General features: G+C 31.1%; 9 protein-coding genes. All 9 read right to left on the minus strand.

Annotated elements, in window-relative coordinates; translation table 11 throughout:
- Positions 1-6: 6 nt before the first annotated feature.
- Positions 7-1,752, minus strand: a complete 1,746-nt coding sequence (locus DAD81_RS13695) for a RagB/SusD family nutrient uptake outer membrane protein (protein ID WP_111708846.1) — start codon at positions 1,750-1,752, stop codon at positions 7-9.
- A 12-nt stretch (positions 1,753-1,764) separates the two neighbouring features.
- On the minus strand, positions 1,765-4,842 hold the full coding sequence (locus DAD81_RS13700) for a SusC/RagA family TonB-linked outer membrane protein (protein WP_111708847.1): 3,078 nt from the start codon (positions 4,840-4,842) through the stop codon (positions 1,765-1,767).
- Between the two features lie 156 nt (positions 4,843-4,998).
- Complete coding sequence (locus DAD81_RS13705; protein ID WP_111708848.1) at positions 4,999-6,909, minus strand: right-handed parallel beta-helix repeat-containing protein; 1,911 nt, start codon at positions 6,907-6,909, stop codon at positions 4,999-5,001.
- Positions 6,910-7,123: 214 nt separating this feature from the next.
- Positions 7,124-9,559, minus strand: a complete 2,436-nt coding sequence (locus DAD81_RS13710) for a glycoside hydrolase family 2 TIM barrel-domain containing protein (RefSeq protein WP_111708849.1) — start codon at positions 9,557-9,559, stop codon at positions 7,124-7,126.
- Positions 9,560-9,584: 25 nt separating this feature from the next.
- Positions 9,585-10,868, minus strand: coding sequence for a hypothetical protein (locus tag DAD81_RS13715; protein ID WP_218939717.1), 1,284 nt, complete (start codon positions 10,866-10,868; stop codon positions 9,585-9,587).
- Between the two features lie 14 nt (positions 10,869-10,882).
- Positions 10,883-13,234 carry a glycoside hydrolase family 2 TIM barrel-domain containing protein gene (locus tag DAD81_RS13720; protein ID WP_111708851.1) on the minus strand — a complete coding sequence of 784 codons (2,352 nt, stop codon included), beginning with the start codon at positions 13,232-13,234 and terminating at the stop codon, positions 10,883-10,885.
- Between the two features lie 5 nt (positions 13,235-13,239).
- The gene (locus tag DAD81_RS13725) at positions 13,240-14,757 is read right to left on the minus strand and encodes a sulfatase family protein (protein ID WP_111708852.1); all 1,518 of its coding nucleotides are present in this window, start codon (positions 14,755-14,757) and stop codon (positions 13,240-13,242) included.
- 4 nt (positions 14,758-14,761) lie between these two features.
- Entirely contained in the window at positions 14,762-16,189 is a 1,428-nt protein-coding gene (locus DAD81_RS13730) for an arylsulfatase (RefSeq protein WP_111708853.1), read from the minus strand.
- A gap of 9 nt (positions 16,190-16,198) precedes the next feature.
- Positions 16,199-17,590: a sulfatase gene (locus DAD81_RS13735; protein WP_111708854.1), complete on the minus strand. Its 1,392-nt coding sequence runs from the start codon at positions 17,588-17,590 to the stop codon at positions 16,199-16,201.
- Between the last annotated feature and the right edge of the window lie 225 nt (positions 17,591-17,815).

Below are 17,815 nucleotides of genomic sequence, written 5' to 3' on the forward strand. Positions count from 1 at the left end.
TCGTTTTTAATTTACTTCTTGGTTATACAATAATTCATCCGTTGGAAGCGGTAAATAAGCGTGTAAAGATTCAATAAAATTTACAGCAGCTTCATCAAACTCTTTATTTACATCTAAATTATCAGTTACAGTAGGTCCTTTTTGAATTAAACTTCCTTTACCCGTTGTTCCATCTGCTTTTGTGAAAGCATAATTTACTAAATTATATTCACTAGCCGCTAACTCTTCAAAACGCTGTTTTGTAACTCCCCATCTTCTTAAATCGATAGCTCTTTCAGCATAACCTTCTAAAGCTAATTCCAATGGTCTTTCTGTATACATTAATTCATTCATTAATGTTTCTTTTGTGTATGTAACACCATCATAAGATCCAGTTCCATCATCTTGCCCTAGCAATAATAATCCCCATCTATTTCTAATAGCGTTGATATATTTTAATCCTCCATCAATATCATTTTGTTGAATTAAACACTCGGCAAGCATTAAATAAACATCAGCCAAACGATATACAATTACATTTTTACCTGACACCCAAGATGATGATAAAACTTCATCTTCATTCGCAGCTATATCATGATTTGTTAATTTTTTAAAATATGAAAAAACAGTTCCTCCAAAAGATGCCACCTCATAACCTGGCGTACTATTATAATATTTAGATTCTTCGTCATTAACAACCGCAATCATTTGAGCACAGCGTAAAGGCACACTTTTTTGTTTATTTGTACCTGTAACATAATTACGAATATCATTTGTATTTATTGGTTCGTTAGAATATGCATATGTTAGCCAAGATGTTGGAACAAATTGACCTGACCCTCCACCTAAGGAGTTAGGAGCCGTATATCTTGCCCATCTTGTTGTATAAGCTTCTTCATCCCAAGCATCAGAAGATAAAATAAGTCTTTGATGTTGGTCTGTATAATTAATCTCTAAAATAGATTCTTTATTATAATCTCCGGCATGTGTAAATAATAAACTAACATCATCACCTGTTAATAAATCATATCCATAAGGACCATCAATGGCATCTCTTAATAGTGGGATGGCTAAATCATACTCTTCCGTATATAAATAACTTTTTCCTAAAACAGTAGCTGCTGTACCCTTAGAAACTCTTGTTTTTTTATCCTGAATATCTGGTAAATTATCATATGCATATTTAAAATCTTCTCTGAAAAATGCAATTGCTTCTTCTGAAGTAGAAAGTGGTTTTGAATATTCAGCTAAACTTGTAGGTATTTTATCTCTGATAATAATTTTCCCTTGGTTATAATTAGAATGTGCATAAAAATGCATTAACCCTCTCATAAACCTTGCCTCAGCCATTTGAGTAGTCCAACGTTCTTGACCTTTAAATAGTTCTTCCATTCCATTTAAACCTTCAATAACTTGGTTGGCTCTCCAGATTACTCTGTACATCGCATTCCAATTTTTAAAATAGTGTGTAGAAACAGTGTTTGTAAATTGTTGTGAATGCCACTCATAACCCGTAGCCAAAGGTCTTATTCTGTCTTTTGGAAAACCAATATCACTTCTTAAAGCTTCGTTGTCAATATTCCATAGATATTGATTTAATAACCCACCATAAACTGATGTTAAATTATTTTCTGACTCTGTTAAATCAGACCAATAAGTATCTGAAGAAACTTGGTTCGGATTTATCTCCTCTAAATAAGTTTCTGTATCGCAAGATTGTAAAGACCCTAAAAGTGCAATCAATCCGACTATATATATTTTATAATTTTTCATTTTTTGTACTTTTTAAAATTTAAGATTAACACCTAAAGTATATAAAGCTGTCAATGGATATCTTGATGTATCCAATCCTCTTCTAATTACACTTCCTCCAATTTCAGGATCATAACCTGAATAATTTGAAACTGTTAATGGGTTTTGAGCAGTTAAAAACACTCTTAATTTAGAAATACCCATTTTCTCTGTCACGTTTTTTGAAATTGTATACCCTAAGGTAGCTAATTTTAAACGTAAATAATCACCGTTTTCTACCCAGAAATTAGTATTAGACTCAAAATTATTTGTTCCAAAATCTCTATGGATTGGAATATCTGAATTAGGATTATCAGCAGACCACATGTTTAAAAGATCTCTATGTCTTCCTTTATTGTATGCTTCTAATTTATTACCATTAATAATTTCAGCACCTACAGACCCAAACCAGTTCATACTTACATCAAATCCTTTGTAATACCATTGAATATTTAAACCACCTTCAAAATCTGCCATACCACTACCAGAATATTTTTTGTCGTTTATGTCAATTTCTCCATTATTATTAATATCAAGAATTTCCATATCTCCCATTTTAGCTGTTGGGTCAATTAATTGATACGCTGCTAAACGCTCTTCGGTGTTTAAAGCTCCGTTTGTTTGATATAACCAGAATGCACCGGCTTCATAACCTTCTGCAAATACCGTCATATCCTGAGAATTAATTCTAGACCCAGTATTAAATATAATATTTTGGCCTGCAGTACTTGTTACTTCATTTTCATTTTTAGAGAATGTAACGTTTGTAGTTAATTTACTTGCACCAATGTTAGTACGGTATTTAACTGCTATTTCAAATCCCTTATTGGTCATATTACCAACATTTAAAATTGTGTTTACATTACTAGCACCATCATAGGCTCCTGCAGACCCAGGAACTCTCACTGGGAATAACATATCTTTATTAGTTGCGTTATAATAATCTGCACTTATGCTAAACTTATTTTTGAAAAACGCCATATCAAAACCAATATTATTCTCTGTCTTCGTTTCCCATTGTACTTTAGGATTAGCATAACTATAAATTGCAGCACCATTTGTTAATACTGCATCTGTTGGATCAAATATATAATTTGAGTTACTCTGTATGGTACTTTGGTATTCGTAATTATCAAAACGATTGTTACCTACAGTACCTCTACCTCCTCTAATTTTAAAATTGTTAATTGTTCCTTTTAAAGAACTCCAGAAGTTTTCATCTGAAACATTCCATCCAAAAGTAACTGAGGGAAACGTTGCCCATTGATTTTCTGGGCTAAATTTAGAAGAACCATCTCTACGCATTAAAGCAGATAACAAATACTTCCCTTTAAAATCATAAGTTACCCTACCTAAAACACCTATTTGTGTACTTTTGTAGTTATTTTGTGAATCTGCAACTGGATTGATACTTGTACCATCTAATACAGAAACATTGTTATCTAAAACTCCTTGTTTACTAGCTGTAAAGCCTTCAAAAGATTCTTCTTTAAGTGCATAAGTAACTTGGGCTCCTACATTATGATTTCCAAATTTCTTTTTAAATTTTAAAGAAGTATCCAATGATAAGTTAGTTCTTCTAGAAGTTATAGCTGTAACCGAACTTTTAATTGGGTCCGTTTCTGAAGGGTCTCCATTTAAAAATACAATTGTGTATTTTGGTGAAAACTGATTTCTAAGATCATCAGTAATTGCTGTACCAACTGTTGTAGTTAAACTTAAAGCATCTGTAAAATCTCTAGTTACACTTAAACTTGCATTAATTTTATCTCTTGAACTATTATCTTGTTTTTTTAATGCTTGAGCTAAAAGTTCTAATGGAGTTCTTACACCTCCATCTCCTGTGTTACCAGTTGAATATATTACATCCGAAGCTGTATCAACAAATGGATAAGAAGGAGAATAACGCTGCGCAACTGCAATTAAATTATTCCCTACTCGCTGTCTTTTTTCTGTTGTAAAAGCAACACTTGTATTAATTCTCCAATTATTAGATTTATACGCAGTTGTTGCACGTGCATTAATTCTTGTAAAACCTGAATTAATAATTGTCCCTTCTTGATCAAAATACCCCCCAACAGCATTGTAAGAAAAACCTTTAGTTCCTCCCGAAACATTTAAAGTATGCTGATTAGTCTGAGCTCCACTATTTAACACAAAATCATCAAATGTATTATCATTGTTTAACCATTCTGGATACTTTGTTGGTCCCGGATCGTAGGTAGATGCATCATTGTCAAATTGAGTAATATTATAAAACAACTCTTCTTTAGTATTCATTAATCGAATCCCATCTCCTAAAGTTTGAACACCATAGGTAGAATTTACCGTTACACTCATTTTACCTTCTTTACCTTGCTTGGTAGTAATTAAAATTACACCACCAGCACCTTCAGTACCATAAACTGCAGCAGATGCGGCATCTTTTAATACATCAATAGATTCAATTTCATTTGGACTCAAACCAGGATTACCTGTTTGCGCAACACCATCAACAACAAACAAAGGTTCGTTTGATCCAATTAAGGATGAAACCCCCCTAATTTGAATACTTGCCGCTTCACCTGGTTCTCCACTTGAAGCTGCAATATTTACCCCTGAAATTTGGCCTTGTAAAGCCGAAGCCAAATCGGGAGTTACAAACTCTTCAATTTGATCAGATTTTACTTGTGCAACGGCGCCTGTTAATTCTTTCTTTTTTACAGTACCATAACCAATTACAACTACTTCTTCTAATCCTTCTACATCAGGTGTCATAGAAACATTTAAAACAGCACTTGTAACTTTTCTTGACTCTTCGGTCATTCCTAAAAAACTAAATAAAAGCACATCTCCTTTATTCGCATCAATAGAATATTTTCCATCAAAATCAGTAGATACACCTTTTGAAGTTCCTTTTATTAAAACTGTTACACCAGGAATTGGCATAGCATCATCTATACCTATCACAGTACCCTGCACAGTAATTTTTTGCGCTTGCGCATCTATATTGCAAAATAGCAACGCAAATAAAGTTATGAGAAAATAACGACTCATAATTTTATTGTAATTTGTAAAATTTTTAATTTTCATTTGGTTAAATTTAGTTTGAATTTTTTTTTACTTTTTAAAGTTGAGTATCCTAAAAATTTTATTGTATTAAAAAAATAATTTGCTCCTTTATCCTAAATCCAGGACCTTTCTTAGTAGTAGAAAATTTTTATTCATTGTTTATTGTTTAAGTTTAGATTATTCAAATTTCAATACCGAATTGGTTAGGTCGGTTTTTAATATTTCTTTAGCTTTCCCAGAGTATTTATTCCCTTTAAAAATAATGTTCTTTGAAGATTTAATTGTAATTGCAGGATTTTCAGGATTTAGTTGATTAAAAGTACCTGAATTTGTAATCGTATTTCCTGCGAATTTTAATCCATCAGTATTTGCCAATTCTAATATTAGGTTATCAAATTGATTAAATTTATTATTGCTAATAGTAATATTATTAAAAGCTATGTTTTCATTATCATCATCCGTTACAAAACGAATTACACCGCGATTAAATCCACTATGTTGACAATCTTGAAATGTGTTATTTTCAATTACAATGTTTGCTCCATTTCCAGATTCGTACCAATGTCCACTTTCAACAGGAATTAAAATTGCTTCCATTTCTGTATGAAAATAATTGTTTCTTATTATTGTGTTTTTTGGTGAAGAAAGCAACAAACCTCTTGCTCTGTTTCTACTTATAGTGCAGTTCTCAACTAATAAATCAGGATATCCATCCAAGTTTTCAATTAAATCTCCAACTTTTAAATCCGTTGGTAGATCTTTATTAAAAGTTATTAGCATATATCTGCTATTTATTTTTTGTACACTTTTTATTGTATTCTGATCATAAGAGAAAAATGATTTACTTAATCGTACAAATCCAATATTATCATTAGGCTGTCCAATTACAAATCCTTGTTGTTGATAATGTCCCATTCTAACTCCAATAGTTTTAGAGTTTAAAATTTCAACAACTTCTTGATAGGTTCCATGAACGTTTGTAGCATCATCTAATTGATTGTTAAATGTGCAGTTTTTTAACTCTACCTTACCTCTACAACCTACAAAATGAGTGGCATCAGCAGTTGTTGAAACCATTCTTCCATGTGAAGGTGTAATGTTGAAATTATCTAAAATTAGGTCTCCCGAATTTTCAGCAATAATTCCCATTCCACCTGCGTGATGTATATTTACATTTGTACCGTTAAAACCATAAGTATGCGTAACTCTAAACGCCGGAGCCAACCTGTTTTTATCTTGTTCTCCTTTACAAACCAAAATCATCCCAATTGGTGGTAATTTCTTTTTATGGTTATAAATTCTAACCAATCCTGGTTTTAACTCTTCAACTTTTAAATTGTTTTCTTTTCTTAGTTTTGAATTTTCAGGATCTCTAATATCTATTTTATATTTGTATGAAATTTTATCTAAATTTCTACTCACTTTATTTTTCCCTGTTAGAGATAACCCTGTATAAGACTCAGTATCAAAAGCTATTGCTTTGGTTTTAGGATCAAACAAAATTGCCTGCCCTAAAGTGTGCTCATAATATTCTTTAACAAAAATTAATTGGTCATTTCTAATTTCATATGGATATTCATCTGAAATTTCCATATCAAAAGTATGATTAGCCACATCATGTGCAACTATTTTCCCTTCACTATGAAAAGACTCAGCCCAATCTACTGTTAGATTTTTAACAGTAATATTTTTTGAATCATTAATAAAAAATGGAATCATTACTCCATGAAATATAAAAGTAGAACCCTGCCCGTCAATAGTTAAATTTTCAAAACCATTTATAGGAAAAGAAGTTCTAATAACTTCATCATTATGATTTGAAATATGTACATAAAATTCTAATCCTCTGTCTGGATAAAAATGATATGTTCCTTTTTCAAACTTAATTTCTGAAATAGGTTTTTCTGAAGCTTCTAAAACTCTTGCCAACACTGCTGGAGTTGCATCTGCTGCTATTTTTAAATTAAAATATACTGATGCTTCTTTTTTAGTTTTTGTTTGACTATTACAACTTGTAAATGACAGAAGTAATAATGCGAATGTAAAAACGATTAATTGAAAGAATTTTATGTTTTTTCTTTTGTGCACAATAAATTAAATTTAATTAAATATTAGATTATAAAATTGATGATTTAACCTCCTAACATTGTATATACACGTAAATAAAATGTATTTACTGGTAAATACATCGCTAAACCTACCTCTGCTTAACAAAGAATGGTGTAATAGTTCCTATTAGACCTATTACACCATTCTTATAACCTTAATTTCTTTGAATTCCTCTAAAACTATACGAAAATCACTACTTTTTCACCTTTATATTCACTGCTGCAGGTTTTACCCCCACAGAATTAACAGTTATTTTTGATACATTTAACATAGAATTAACCTTGGCAATCACTAATAATCTTCCTTTTACTGTTTTTCGAGATGTTTTATTAGAAAAACTAGTAGTATCTTTCATATCTCCATTAGACAAACCTAAAATTTCGCCACCCTCAACACTCAAATTCAACAATAATGAAGAATCAGCTACTGTAGTTCCTTTTCTATCTTTCACAAAAACTTCTATCAATACAACTTCTTCCGGTGAGGCTTCTGTTTTATCTATTTTTAAATCGAAATGATGTGGTTTACCAGCCGTTTTCAATTCAAATTCACAAACTTCTTTTCCAGCTATAACTCCTTTTGCTTTTAAAGTTCCTGGTTGAAATTTAATTTTTCGCCATTTCATTATAAAATTTGAAAAATCTGTTAGTTTTTTATTACCTATTTTCTTTCCATTTAAATATAAATTAACCGACTCACAATTTGTATAAGTAACTAAATCATAGGGTTTTCCTCTCTCCAAATTCCAATTTTCATTTGTTGGAGGCGTTCCCCAGCGTCCTGAAGTTGAAAAATCATCCGCACCTCCTTCATATACTGCAATTCTAACCATAGGTTTATCTCTCCAAAAGGCTTCATATAAATAAGAACGCTCCTTTCTAAACCCTGCCATATCCATTAAAGCACAATCAGTTCCTAATCTAGGGAAATTATTAGATTCACCTAAATAATCAATTCCTGCCCATAAGAATAAACCCATATTATGCTCATTATCTAGCACATCTAACCAAGGAGAACGCTCAATATTTGGGAACCTTTTTTCAGGTGAACTATTAAAATACACATAACTTTCTGTGCTCACATAAGGTTTTCCAGGTTTACGTTCTCCAATTGCCTTACACCATTGTTCTCCATAGTTCATAGCTACTAAATCCATATATGAACAAGATTCTATAATGTTTGAAACTTTTTCATTTGGATTTGCATCTTTACCACGTTCCATTCCAGAAATTACTGGACGCGTTGGGTCCAATGAACGTACAAACGATGTATATTTTTTTAAACCAACAATTTGCTGAACAGTACCCGGACTATGATTTTCGTTTCCAACACTCCAAATAACAACACTTGGGTGGTTTCTATCACGTTTAACTGTTTCACTATAATTATTCTTCCATTCCATTTCAAAATAAGGATCTGCAAAACCTTGTGGATTAAAAAAATTGTTTGGGTCTTTCTTTTTCATATAGGAATCACCATGATTGGTCCATTTATCAACAAACTCATCCATTACTAAAAATCCCATTTCATCACATAAATCCATAAATTCTGGCGCAGTTGGATTGTGCGCCGTTCTTATAGCATTACAACCCATTTCTTTCAACGTTTTTAAACGACGTTGCCATACTTCAATTGGTACAGCAGCGCCTAAAACACCAGCATCGTGATGCAAACAGACACCTTTCATTTTCATATTTTCTCCATTTAAGAAGAATCCTTTTTCAGCATCAAACTTAATAGTTCTTATTCCAAATGTACTTTTGTAATCGTCCACAACCTTTCCATTAACAACTACCTTAGTAATTGCTGTATACAAAGTTGGGGTAGCAACACTCCATAGCTTTGGAAAACTAATTTCTAACACTTGATTTATTTCATAATCCTTTAATAAATCAGCTTTAATTTCTGTTGAATTCGATGTAATCTTTTTTCCTTCAGAATTAAATATTTCAGTATTTATTGTTGCATTACTTGGCAACTTTCTAAAGTTTTCTATAGTTGATTTAATATTTACAACTGCTTTTTCTTTTAAAACTTGAGGTGTTGTAATATACGTTCCCCAATTTTTTACGTGAAGAGGATTAGTAACAGTTAACCACACATTTCTGTAAATTCCAGAACCTGAATACCAACGGCAATTTGGCTGCACTGAGTTATCTACTTTTACAGCAATTACATTCTCTTTATCAAAATGCACAAACGGTGTAATATCAAAATAAAAACTTGTGTAACCATCATACTGAATTCCAACATGCTCCCCATTTACCCATATTTGAGAATGCCTGTAAACGCCATCAAACTGAATTTCAATATGCTTATTTTTATCAATTTCTGCTAATGAAAAACTCTTTCTATACCATCCAATTCCTCCAGGAAGCCAAGCATTTCTACCTGAATTATTCTCGCTAAATTCAGCTTCAACACTCCAATCATGCGGTAAGCTTAATTCTCTCCAATTAGTATCATCAAATTCAAAAGCACTATACGTACCTTTATCATCTAATTTAAACTTCCAATTTTTATTGAAATTTTCTTTTTTTCTAATTTGAATTTCATTTGAGTTTTGCCCAATTAAATTCCAGCTAAAGAAAGCGATTACTACAATTTGAATAAGTGTTTTGTTTTTCATTATTTAATCTATTAATGAGAATATTTTATTTGGAAACTAAATTCTTAAACCATTTTCTAAGATCTAAAGTTGAAGGTCTATTGTCTAAAAACATATCGCAAGCGTGAGCACTTAAACCAGAATTAACAAATGTAGTTTTAACAGTTGCATTTGAAAGCATATTTTTAGGCTCATCACCTTTTGCATTGTCTGTTTCAAAAAACGACTCTCCTTTAAACCTTTTCAAACGCTCAATAGCATCATCCATTTCTGAACCTCCCCAACCGTCACCATCATAATGTTGACAAGCGTGAATTCCTTTCCATAAACCGGCAATTGTGTCATTTCTTAATCCAATATACCCGCAAGCAATTGCACCTCTAGAAAATCCAGTTAAAATCAAATTATTTTTATCTCCTCCAAATTTTTCTGCAATTTCATTTACAATTTTTACTGTATAATCAGCAGTATCATCGGGATTACCCCATCCGCTTACAGCTATTTCATCTTTTTTATAATCAACAAAAGGCATACTTACCCATATTGCGTTTTCTCCTTTGGCCATTCCATAACCAATTACACATTGCTCTGGTCTCCCAGTTGAATACACCGTATTTGTATAATATATATTCCCAGGAAATTCCACAATTACTGGATATTTCTTATTGTGTTTGAAATTTTTAGGTAAATACAAAACAGCATATAAGTTTGAATTCTTATCTAACTTATAAGCAACTCTTTTGCCTGGTTTTGGGTTACATAATTCCATATTTGGAACTACTAGTCTTTGTTTATTTCGTTTGAATTTAGAAACAGTTCCATTTGCAATTAATTTTTGAAGTTTAAAAGTTGAACCTTCTTTTGCTTTCATCAACATTAATTGAACTTGTTGAATATTAGAAGGATTCAATCTCGGTGTACCATCAGGAAAAGTAGCTCTTATTGCACAAGAAACTATTTTTGTTTCATTGGGTTTAATTTCAACAGTATTTCCAACGGCATTCCAACCTTTATCAGCAACAACCCAAAGCATTATACTTAAGGAATGTTTGCTTGTGTTTTTAATAGTTGCCTCAATATTTTTTGAAGTTTCTAATTGTTTAACTAAAGATGAAACGGGAATAGCAAACCAAGAATATTTCCGTTTTTCTAAATCTTTCTCTTTTAAAACTGCTACACTATTTTTCTTACTAACCTCAACATTTAATCCATTTACATTTTCTAAGTTTGAATTAGAATGAATTGATTGTAACAAATTAATCTCATTAGATTGTGAGTAAATAGTGTTCAAACAAACTAATGAGATTATTATTAAAATATATGTTTTCAAATTTTAAAAATTATTTATTGAGCGTTAATGTTAATATTTCCTTTTAACTCTTTTGATGTAGCGGAAACACCTATTTGTCCTTTTGATTTTCCAACTCTAATTAATGCCGTTGCAATTCCAGCTTCAGCCTTTATTTTTTCAACATTCATTATTTCAACATCTCCATTTAAATCTAACTCAATTTCATCAGAAAAATCAGGAATTATAGTTCCATTCTCATCAACTGCTGCAATGTATAAAAACAATACATCTTTAACACCTGCTTTTGGAGCTTTACCACTTTCATCTAACCAAACCTTTAAACTTGTTGCTTTTTTAGGAGTTTTTACAATCGCCTCAGAAACTTCTTTCCCGTTAATTATTCCAACTGCTTTTAAAGTACCTGCTTCAAAAGAAGCTAATTTAAATGTAAATGGCGGATGATTTAAATTTGTTGAAATTTCATTTGAATCTGGTTTTTGTGTTGCAATTAACTTATCATTCAAAAATAATGTTACTTCATCACAATTTGAAAACACTTTTATGTCTGTTGGTGATTTTTCATTCCAATATGTTGCTAATTTTAACACAACTCCATCTTCAACATCTTTCTGACTCTGATAAAAGTAATAACCAAACTTTGGTATTCTAAAAATATCCATCACTCCAGATCGCTCAATATCATCATGATAACCTCTATTATAATCATACATTACCCAATAACTATCCGAATAAGCGGCTGTATTTAAATTATCATTATGAGATTCTTGCAAATTATAAACTTGCTGTAATAAACGAGATTCTCCAAACTCTCTAGCTTGCCTACTACTCATTTCATCTCTTAAATCATTTGGTAATTTATCTTGATTTAATCCAGCATTTTTAGAATAATATTCCCAATCTCCATATTCAGAAACCGAATAAGGTTTGTCTTTTAATTCATGCGGGTGCATTATTCTATGTTGGCGAGCTTGTAAATAAATATCGTAAACATCATCCATCCATCCACAAGAAAATGTGTTTTTTCCAGGATATTCAGCGTGTACTATTTTATCTAATTCTTCCATAAAAAATACAGGCATTTGAGTTTCATTTAAAGAAACTTCCCAAGCTAAAACACATGGGTGATTACGGTCTCGTCTAATTAATTCTGTAGCAGAACGGTAACAATACTCTCTAAATGAATCTGTATCCGCATAAAATTGCCATCCCATTATTGCATCAATTACAACAAGTCCCAATTCGTCACAAGCATCTATAAATGCAGGTGATTGTGGGTAATGTGATAATCTTATATAATTAAACCCTCCATCTTTTATCTTTTTTGCATCACGGTATTGTGCATTATCAGAAAGAGCATATCCAACAAAAGGATATTCTTGATGTCTGTTTACTCCTCTTAAAAATGTTTTTTCTCCGTTAATATATAATTCGTTATTTTTAAATGAAAATTTTCTGATTCCAAAACGAGTTGTTTCTTTATCAATTTGCTTTCCGTCTTCAAAAACTACAGTTTCTAAATGATATAAATTTGGATCTTTTGGCGACCATAAATTTGCTGCCTGAAGTGATATTTTTTCGTTTAATGTTAAATCACTGCCTGCTTTAATTGTTACTTTTGAAGATATATTTTCTTTAATAAGTTGGTCTTTATAAAATATTGATTGACTTACCTCTATAAGTTTATCTTCCTTTTCTTCATTAACAATATGAGTTTTAACCTGAACAACTGATTTTTCTTTAGTTACACTTGGATACGTTATAAAAACTCCCCCTCCTGCAACTTTATTTGCTAAAACCGGATGAGATATATAAACTTTTTCTTTAACCGTTACTGAAGCATTTCTATACAAACCACCGTACATATTAAAATCTAATCTTTCTAGTGGTTTTGGGCCAGTTACCAAATTATTTGTGTTGTCTAGCCTAATGGCTACAACATTTTCTCTTCCAACTTCAATATAATTAGTAATATCAACCACAACTGGTAAATAACCCCCTTGATGTGCAGTAACTTCCATACCATTAATCCACATTTTTGAAAAATTCATAGCCGCTTCTAATTCTAAAAATACTTTTTTGTTTGAAGTATTACTTGGAACTTTAAAACTTTTACGATACCAACATATTCCTTGCCATTGATTGTTTACAACAAGAGGTTCAATATTTGCTGTATGTGGTAAACTTACTGTTTTCCATTTTGAATCATCAAAATCTACATCCTGAAATTTACTATCTTGAATTGAAGTTTCGTTTAACAATTTAAACTTCCAATCCGATTGTATTTTTATATTCCCTACTTCTCCTTCTGCACAAGAATTTACAAGAACTAAAAAACAAATTAAGACTATTATTTTAAACGTATCTTTCAGGTTAGATATTTTCATAATTTCTATTTTTTCTTGTTTTGAGCTTTCTTAAATTCTTTTCCCCATTTCTTAAATCCAACTTCAACTCCTTCTTCCATTTGTTTACGGATTTCAGGTTTTTCATCTTTAATCCATTGTACCAAATCAACTGTTTTTTGAACAGAAACTGGTTCATAAACATTTGATACAGGTTTAAATTCTTCATCAAAACTTTTTGTTTTAGCTCTTAAATCTTCTAAAATTGAAGCATATTTTGGATTATTAGCTAAATTTATCAACTCTTGAGGGTCATTTTTTAAATTATATAATTCTTCAACAGGTTTAGTATCTTCAAAAAAGAAACTTTGATTTTTATTTAATTTACCCTGTTTTTTTAAGCCTCTCATAATATGAACTGCAGGACGGTAAAACTCTAAATAAGCTTGATGCGCATCAAAAGGAATTTCAGGTTTATCATTTCTAATATATTTCCATTCTTTTGAAGTAATTGCTCTCATTTTCTCTGGAATTTCATCCCATAAATCACGTGCAGAATATACATACTCACGTTTAAAATTATCAGCAAACATTGGTCTACCTGTCATATAACTAGGAGTTTCAACTCCTGCAAAATCTAAAATTGTAGCTGTAATATCTGTTGAACTCACAACATCATCTCTAACCTGACCTCCTTTTAAACCTTTTGGATAATGAATAATATAAGGGATTCTTAACCCCGGATCTTGTAAATATCCTTTCCCTCTAATGTTACAACGTCCATTATCTCCTATAAAAATAACAACGGTATTATCTGCAACACCTTTATCTTCTAATTCTTTAAAAATCATTCCAACTTCATTGTCCATATATTCCACTTGGTCTAAATATTTAGCCCAATCTAAACGAATAGCAGGATGATCTGAATAATACTCTGGTAATTCAACATCATTTGGGTTTACTTGATGTTTCGATTGTTCTCTCACTTCGTTCCACCAATCACCTCTATGTGTAACAACTAATTGAATTTGAGCAAAAAATGGTTCGTCTGATTTTTTTATAGTGTCATATCTATCAAACAATCCAAACTTGGTTTTTCCGTCCCACTCACCTAAAGGTTCGTGTTTAAAATTCACATCAATTTTTCTACCATTTCTCATTACAGATTGATTCCCTAAAATAGTAGTGTAACCAGCTTCTCTTAATTTTTGAGTAAATGGCGTAAATTGAAGATCCAGTGGCACGTTTCTATTACTTCTGTGGTTGTGCGAATTTGTTTTTACTTGATGTGTACCAATCATCATAGCCGATCTACTAGGCGAACAAATAGAATTCGTAACAAAACAATTGTTAAACAGAATCCCTTCTTTTGCCATTTTATTTAAATAAGGAGTTTTTACAGCTTTCATACCATAACACTCCAAATCTATACTCATATCTTCAGCCATAATCCAAACAATGTTTGGTTTTTTAGCTTTAACCTCTTCCTTTATTTGTTCTTTACAACTTGTAAAGTTTATTCCTAAAATTAACAATAACGAATACGCTAATACATTTTTTTTCATAAAATTAGTCTTTGAATACACCTCCTGAATAAGGCCAATGTATATCTATAATACTTTCTTTTTTTAAAATTTCATTTGCTTTTTTAACGAGTTCTGGATGAGCTGCTGAAATATCATTTTGCTCATACAGATCCTTTTCTAAATCGTAAATTTCAGTATGATAATTATTTCCGTATCTAACAGCTTTCCAGTTTCCAAAACGTGTTGCTTGATGAAAACCTTTTACACTTGCACCTTCTTGAATTTCCCAATATAAATGGTCATGTTTTTTTTGTGGTTTCCCTAACAACTCTGGTAATATTGAAATTCCATCTGTTTGTTCTGGAGCTTCAATTCCAGCAACCTCAGCAAGGGTTGGCATAATATCATAAAAAGTTGAAGGATGATTAGATTCACCAGGTTTAATTTTATTTTTCCAATAAGCAATCATTGGAACTCTTACACCACCTTCATATACATCTCTTTTAAAACCTTTTAAACTTCCTGAACTATTGAAAAATTTATAACTATGATGATTTTCATTCGTTGGTCCGTTATCACTAGAATATATAATTAATGTATTTTCTAATTCTCCTTTTTCCTCTAGCTTATCAAACAACCTTTTAATCTGGGTATCTAACATTGTAATTCTAGCCGCGTGACGTCTTTCAATTTCTGGCCATTCTTCAATTTTATCTGCATACAAATTATTTTTACTTAAAAAGAATTCGTGTGCGTGTGGCGTTCTATAAGACATATATAAAAAGAAAGGTTTGTCTTCATCTTTTTGATCTAAATAGTCCAATGCAAAATTGGTTCTAAACTCATCTAAACACTTGTAATTATTATAGTTATAGAAAATAGAATCTTGATTGTTATTAACCCAATGAACACGTTCATCTATTTCATTTCCATTTTTGTCTTCTCCCCATTGCTCTTGAACCGCATAATCAAAACCACGGCCTTTAGCCCAAGTACTTATATCTTCAGGAACACCTAAATGCCATTTACCAATCATTGCAGATTGATAACCTGCTTTTTTCAACATTTCAGGAATAATTATTTCAGATTTCTTTAAAGCTACTCTATCCCATTTATTTTGAAGTTTCCCTTTATTTCCGCGAATACTTGTATGTCCTGTATGCATTCCTGTCATTAAAACAGCTCTTGAAGGTGAACACACCGAAGTACCTGCATAAAAATCCGTAAAACGTAAACCTTTACTCGCTAAATCATCTAAAAACGGCGTTTTAATTATTTCTTGTCCGTATGAACCTAACTCACCATATCCCATATCATCTGCTAATAAAAAGACAATGTTTGGCTTAGATAATTTTTTCGCTTTTTTTACAACTTTTGAGATCTCCGTTTCTTTACCGTCTTTCTTAACTTCTCTACATGAGTTTAAAGTAAAAAATCCTATAGCTATAATTATAAACTTAAATATTTTCATAATTTTCTTCTATTTTTTATAAACAGGAACAGCTTCTTTTTCCCAAGCAGCTATTGCTTCTTTTAGGGTTTTCTCAATTTCAAGATTTGTACCTATTAAATCGTTTTTTTCACTAATATCTTTAGTAACATTAAATAACTGAAATTTTCCACTATGGTATTTCACCAATTTCCAATCACCTTCAATTACCGCTGCATATTGATCTTCGTAACTTCTAAAGAAAAATAACTTACGTTTTGCAATAGTTCCACCTTTTAAAAGAGGCATTAAACTTACCCCATTTATTTGTTTCTCTTCACATTTTTCTCCTGAAGCAATTTCCATTAAGGTAGGATATAAATCTATTGATTGAACAGGAACAGCAGTTTCTGTATTAGCTTTTGTAACACCAGGATAGTATACCATAAAAGGAACTCTTGCTCCTCCTTCTCCTAAAGTATTCCCTCCTTTTTTACCTCCTGATAAAGGTGCGTTTGTAAATGCTCCACCTTGATCTGATAACACAATTACAATTGTATTATCTGCAATTCCTTTTTCTTCTAAAGCTTTTCTAACTCTACCAACAGATTCGTCCATAGCTTCAACCATTGCATGATGATGTGCATATTTATCTTCGAAACCTGCGTCCTGATATTTTTTCAATAAATCTGTTCTTCCTACAGAAGGCCCATGTACTGAATAATACCAAAACGACAACATAAATGGTTGTTTCTTGTTATAGTTCTTTATAAAGTCAACTGCCCCATTGGTTAATTCATCAGTTAAATAATCTCCTTTTTTGTAATTTTTCAAAAAGCCTTTTGGATCTTCATTATTTTTAAAGAATGGGAAATAATAATTTTTAGGATGACCAGAATTTGTAGTTCCAAACATTTCATCAAAACCTTGACGATCTGGATAATGAGATTCATGACCTAAATGCCATTTCCCTATAAAATAATTGTAATAACCATATTCTTTCAACCTTTCAGCATAGGTAATTTCTTCAAGTGGTAAATAATTTCTAGAAGGCATTTGAACAGGATCTGTAGGCCATAAATTATATTCAGCATCTGGGTGATTTTCATCAATTGAAATATGTCTTGGCATTCCCAATCTAATTGCTTCTTTTCCGGTTAATAATGAAAGTCTACTTGGACTACATGTAGGTGTTGGAATATAAGCTCTTGTAAAATCTAAACTTTCTTTCTTTAACTGATTTAAATTTGGTGTTTTAAAAGAAGAATTCCTATATCCAATATCTGCCCAACCATAATCATCAACAAACAATAAAACAATGTTTGGTTTTTCATTTTGTTTAACTTCTTCTTTTTCCTTTTCTTCAACTTGTCCCTTACAAGCAAAAATGGTTAGCATCATTAAAACTGAAAATGCTTTTAATAAATTTTCTTTTGAAATCATTAGTACTTTAGTTTAATATTAGAGTAATTGTATTTTGTTCTAGCCATAAAAGATTTTAATTTTCAAATACAGAATTACAATGTAAAAATGCTCTTTTATTCAGGAAAATTTGTTCTTTTAAGTTTAGAAAATGTATGTAGCCGTAAATTTATTAGAAAACACATTAAAATAGTTACAAAAAAATACCTAATTACAAATAGAAATTATCTGTAATTAGGTATTCAT

It is taken from the genome of Lutibacter citreus (assembly GCF_003260195.1).
Lineage (GTDB): Bacteria > Bacteroidota > Bacteroidia > Flavobacteriales > Flavobacteriaceae > Lutibacter > Lutibacter citreus.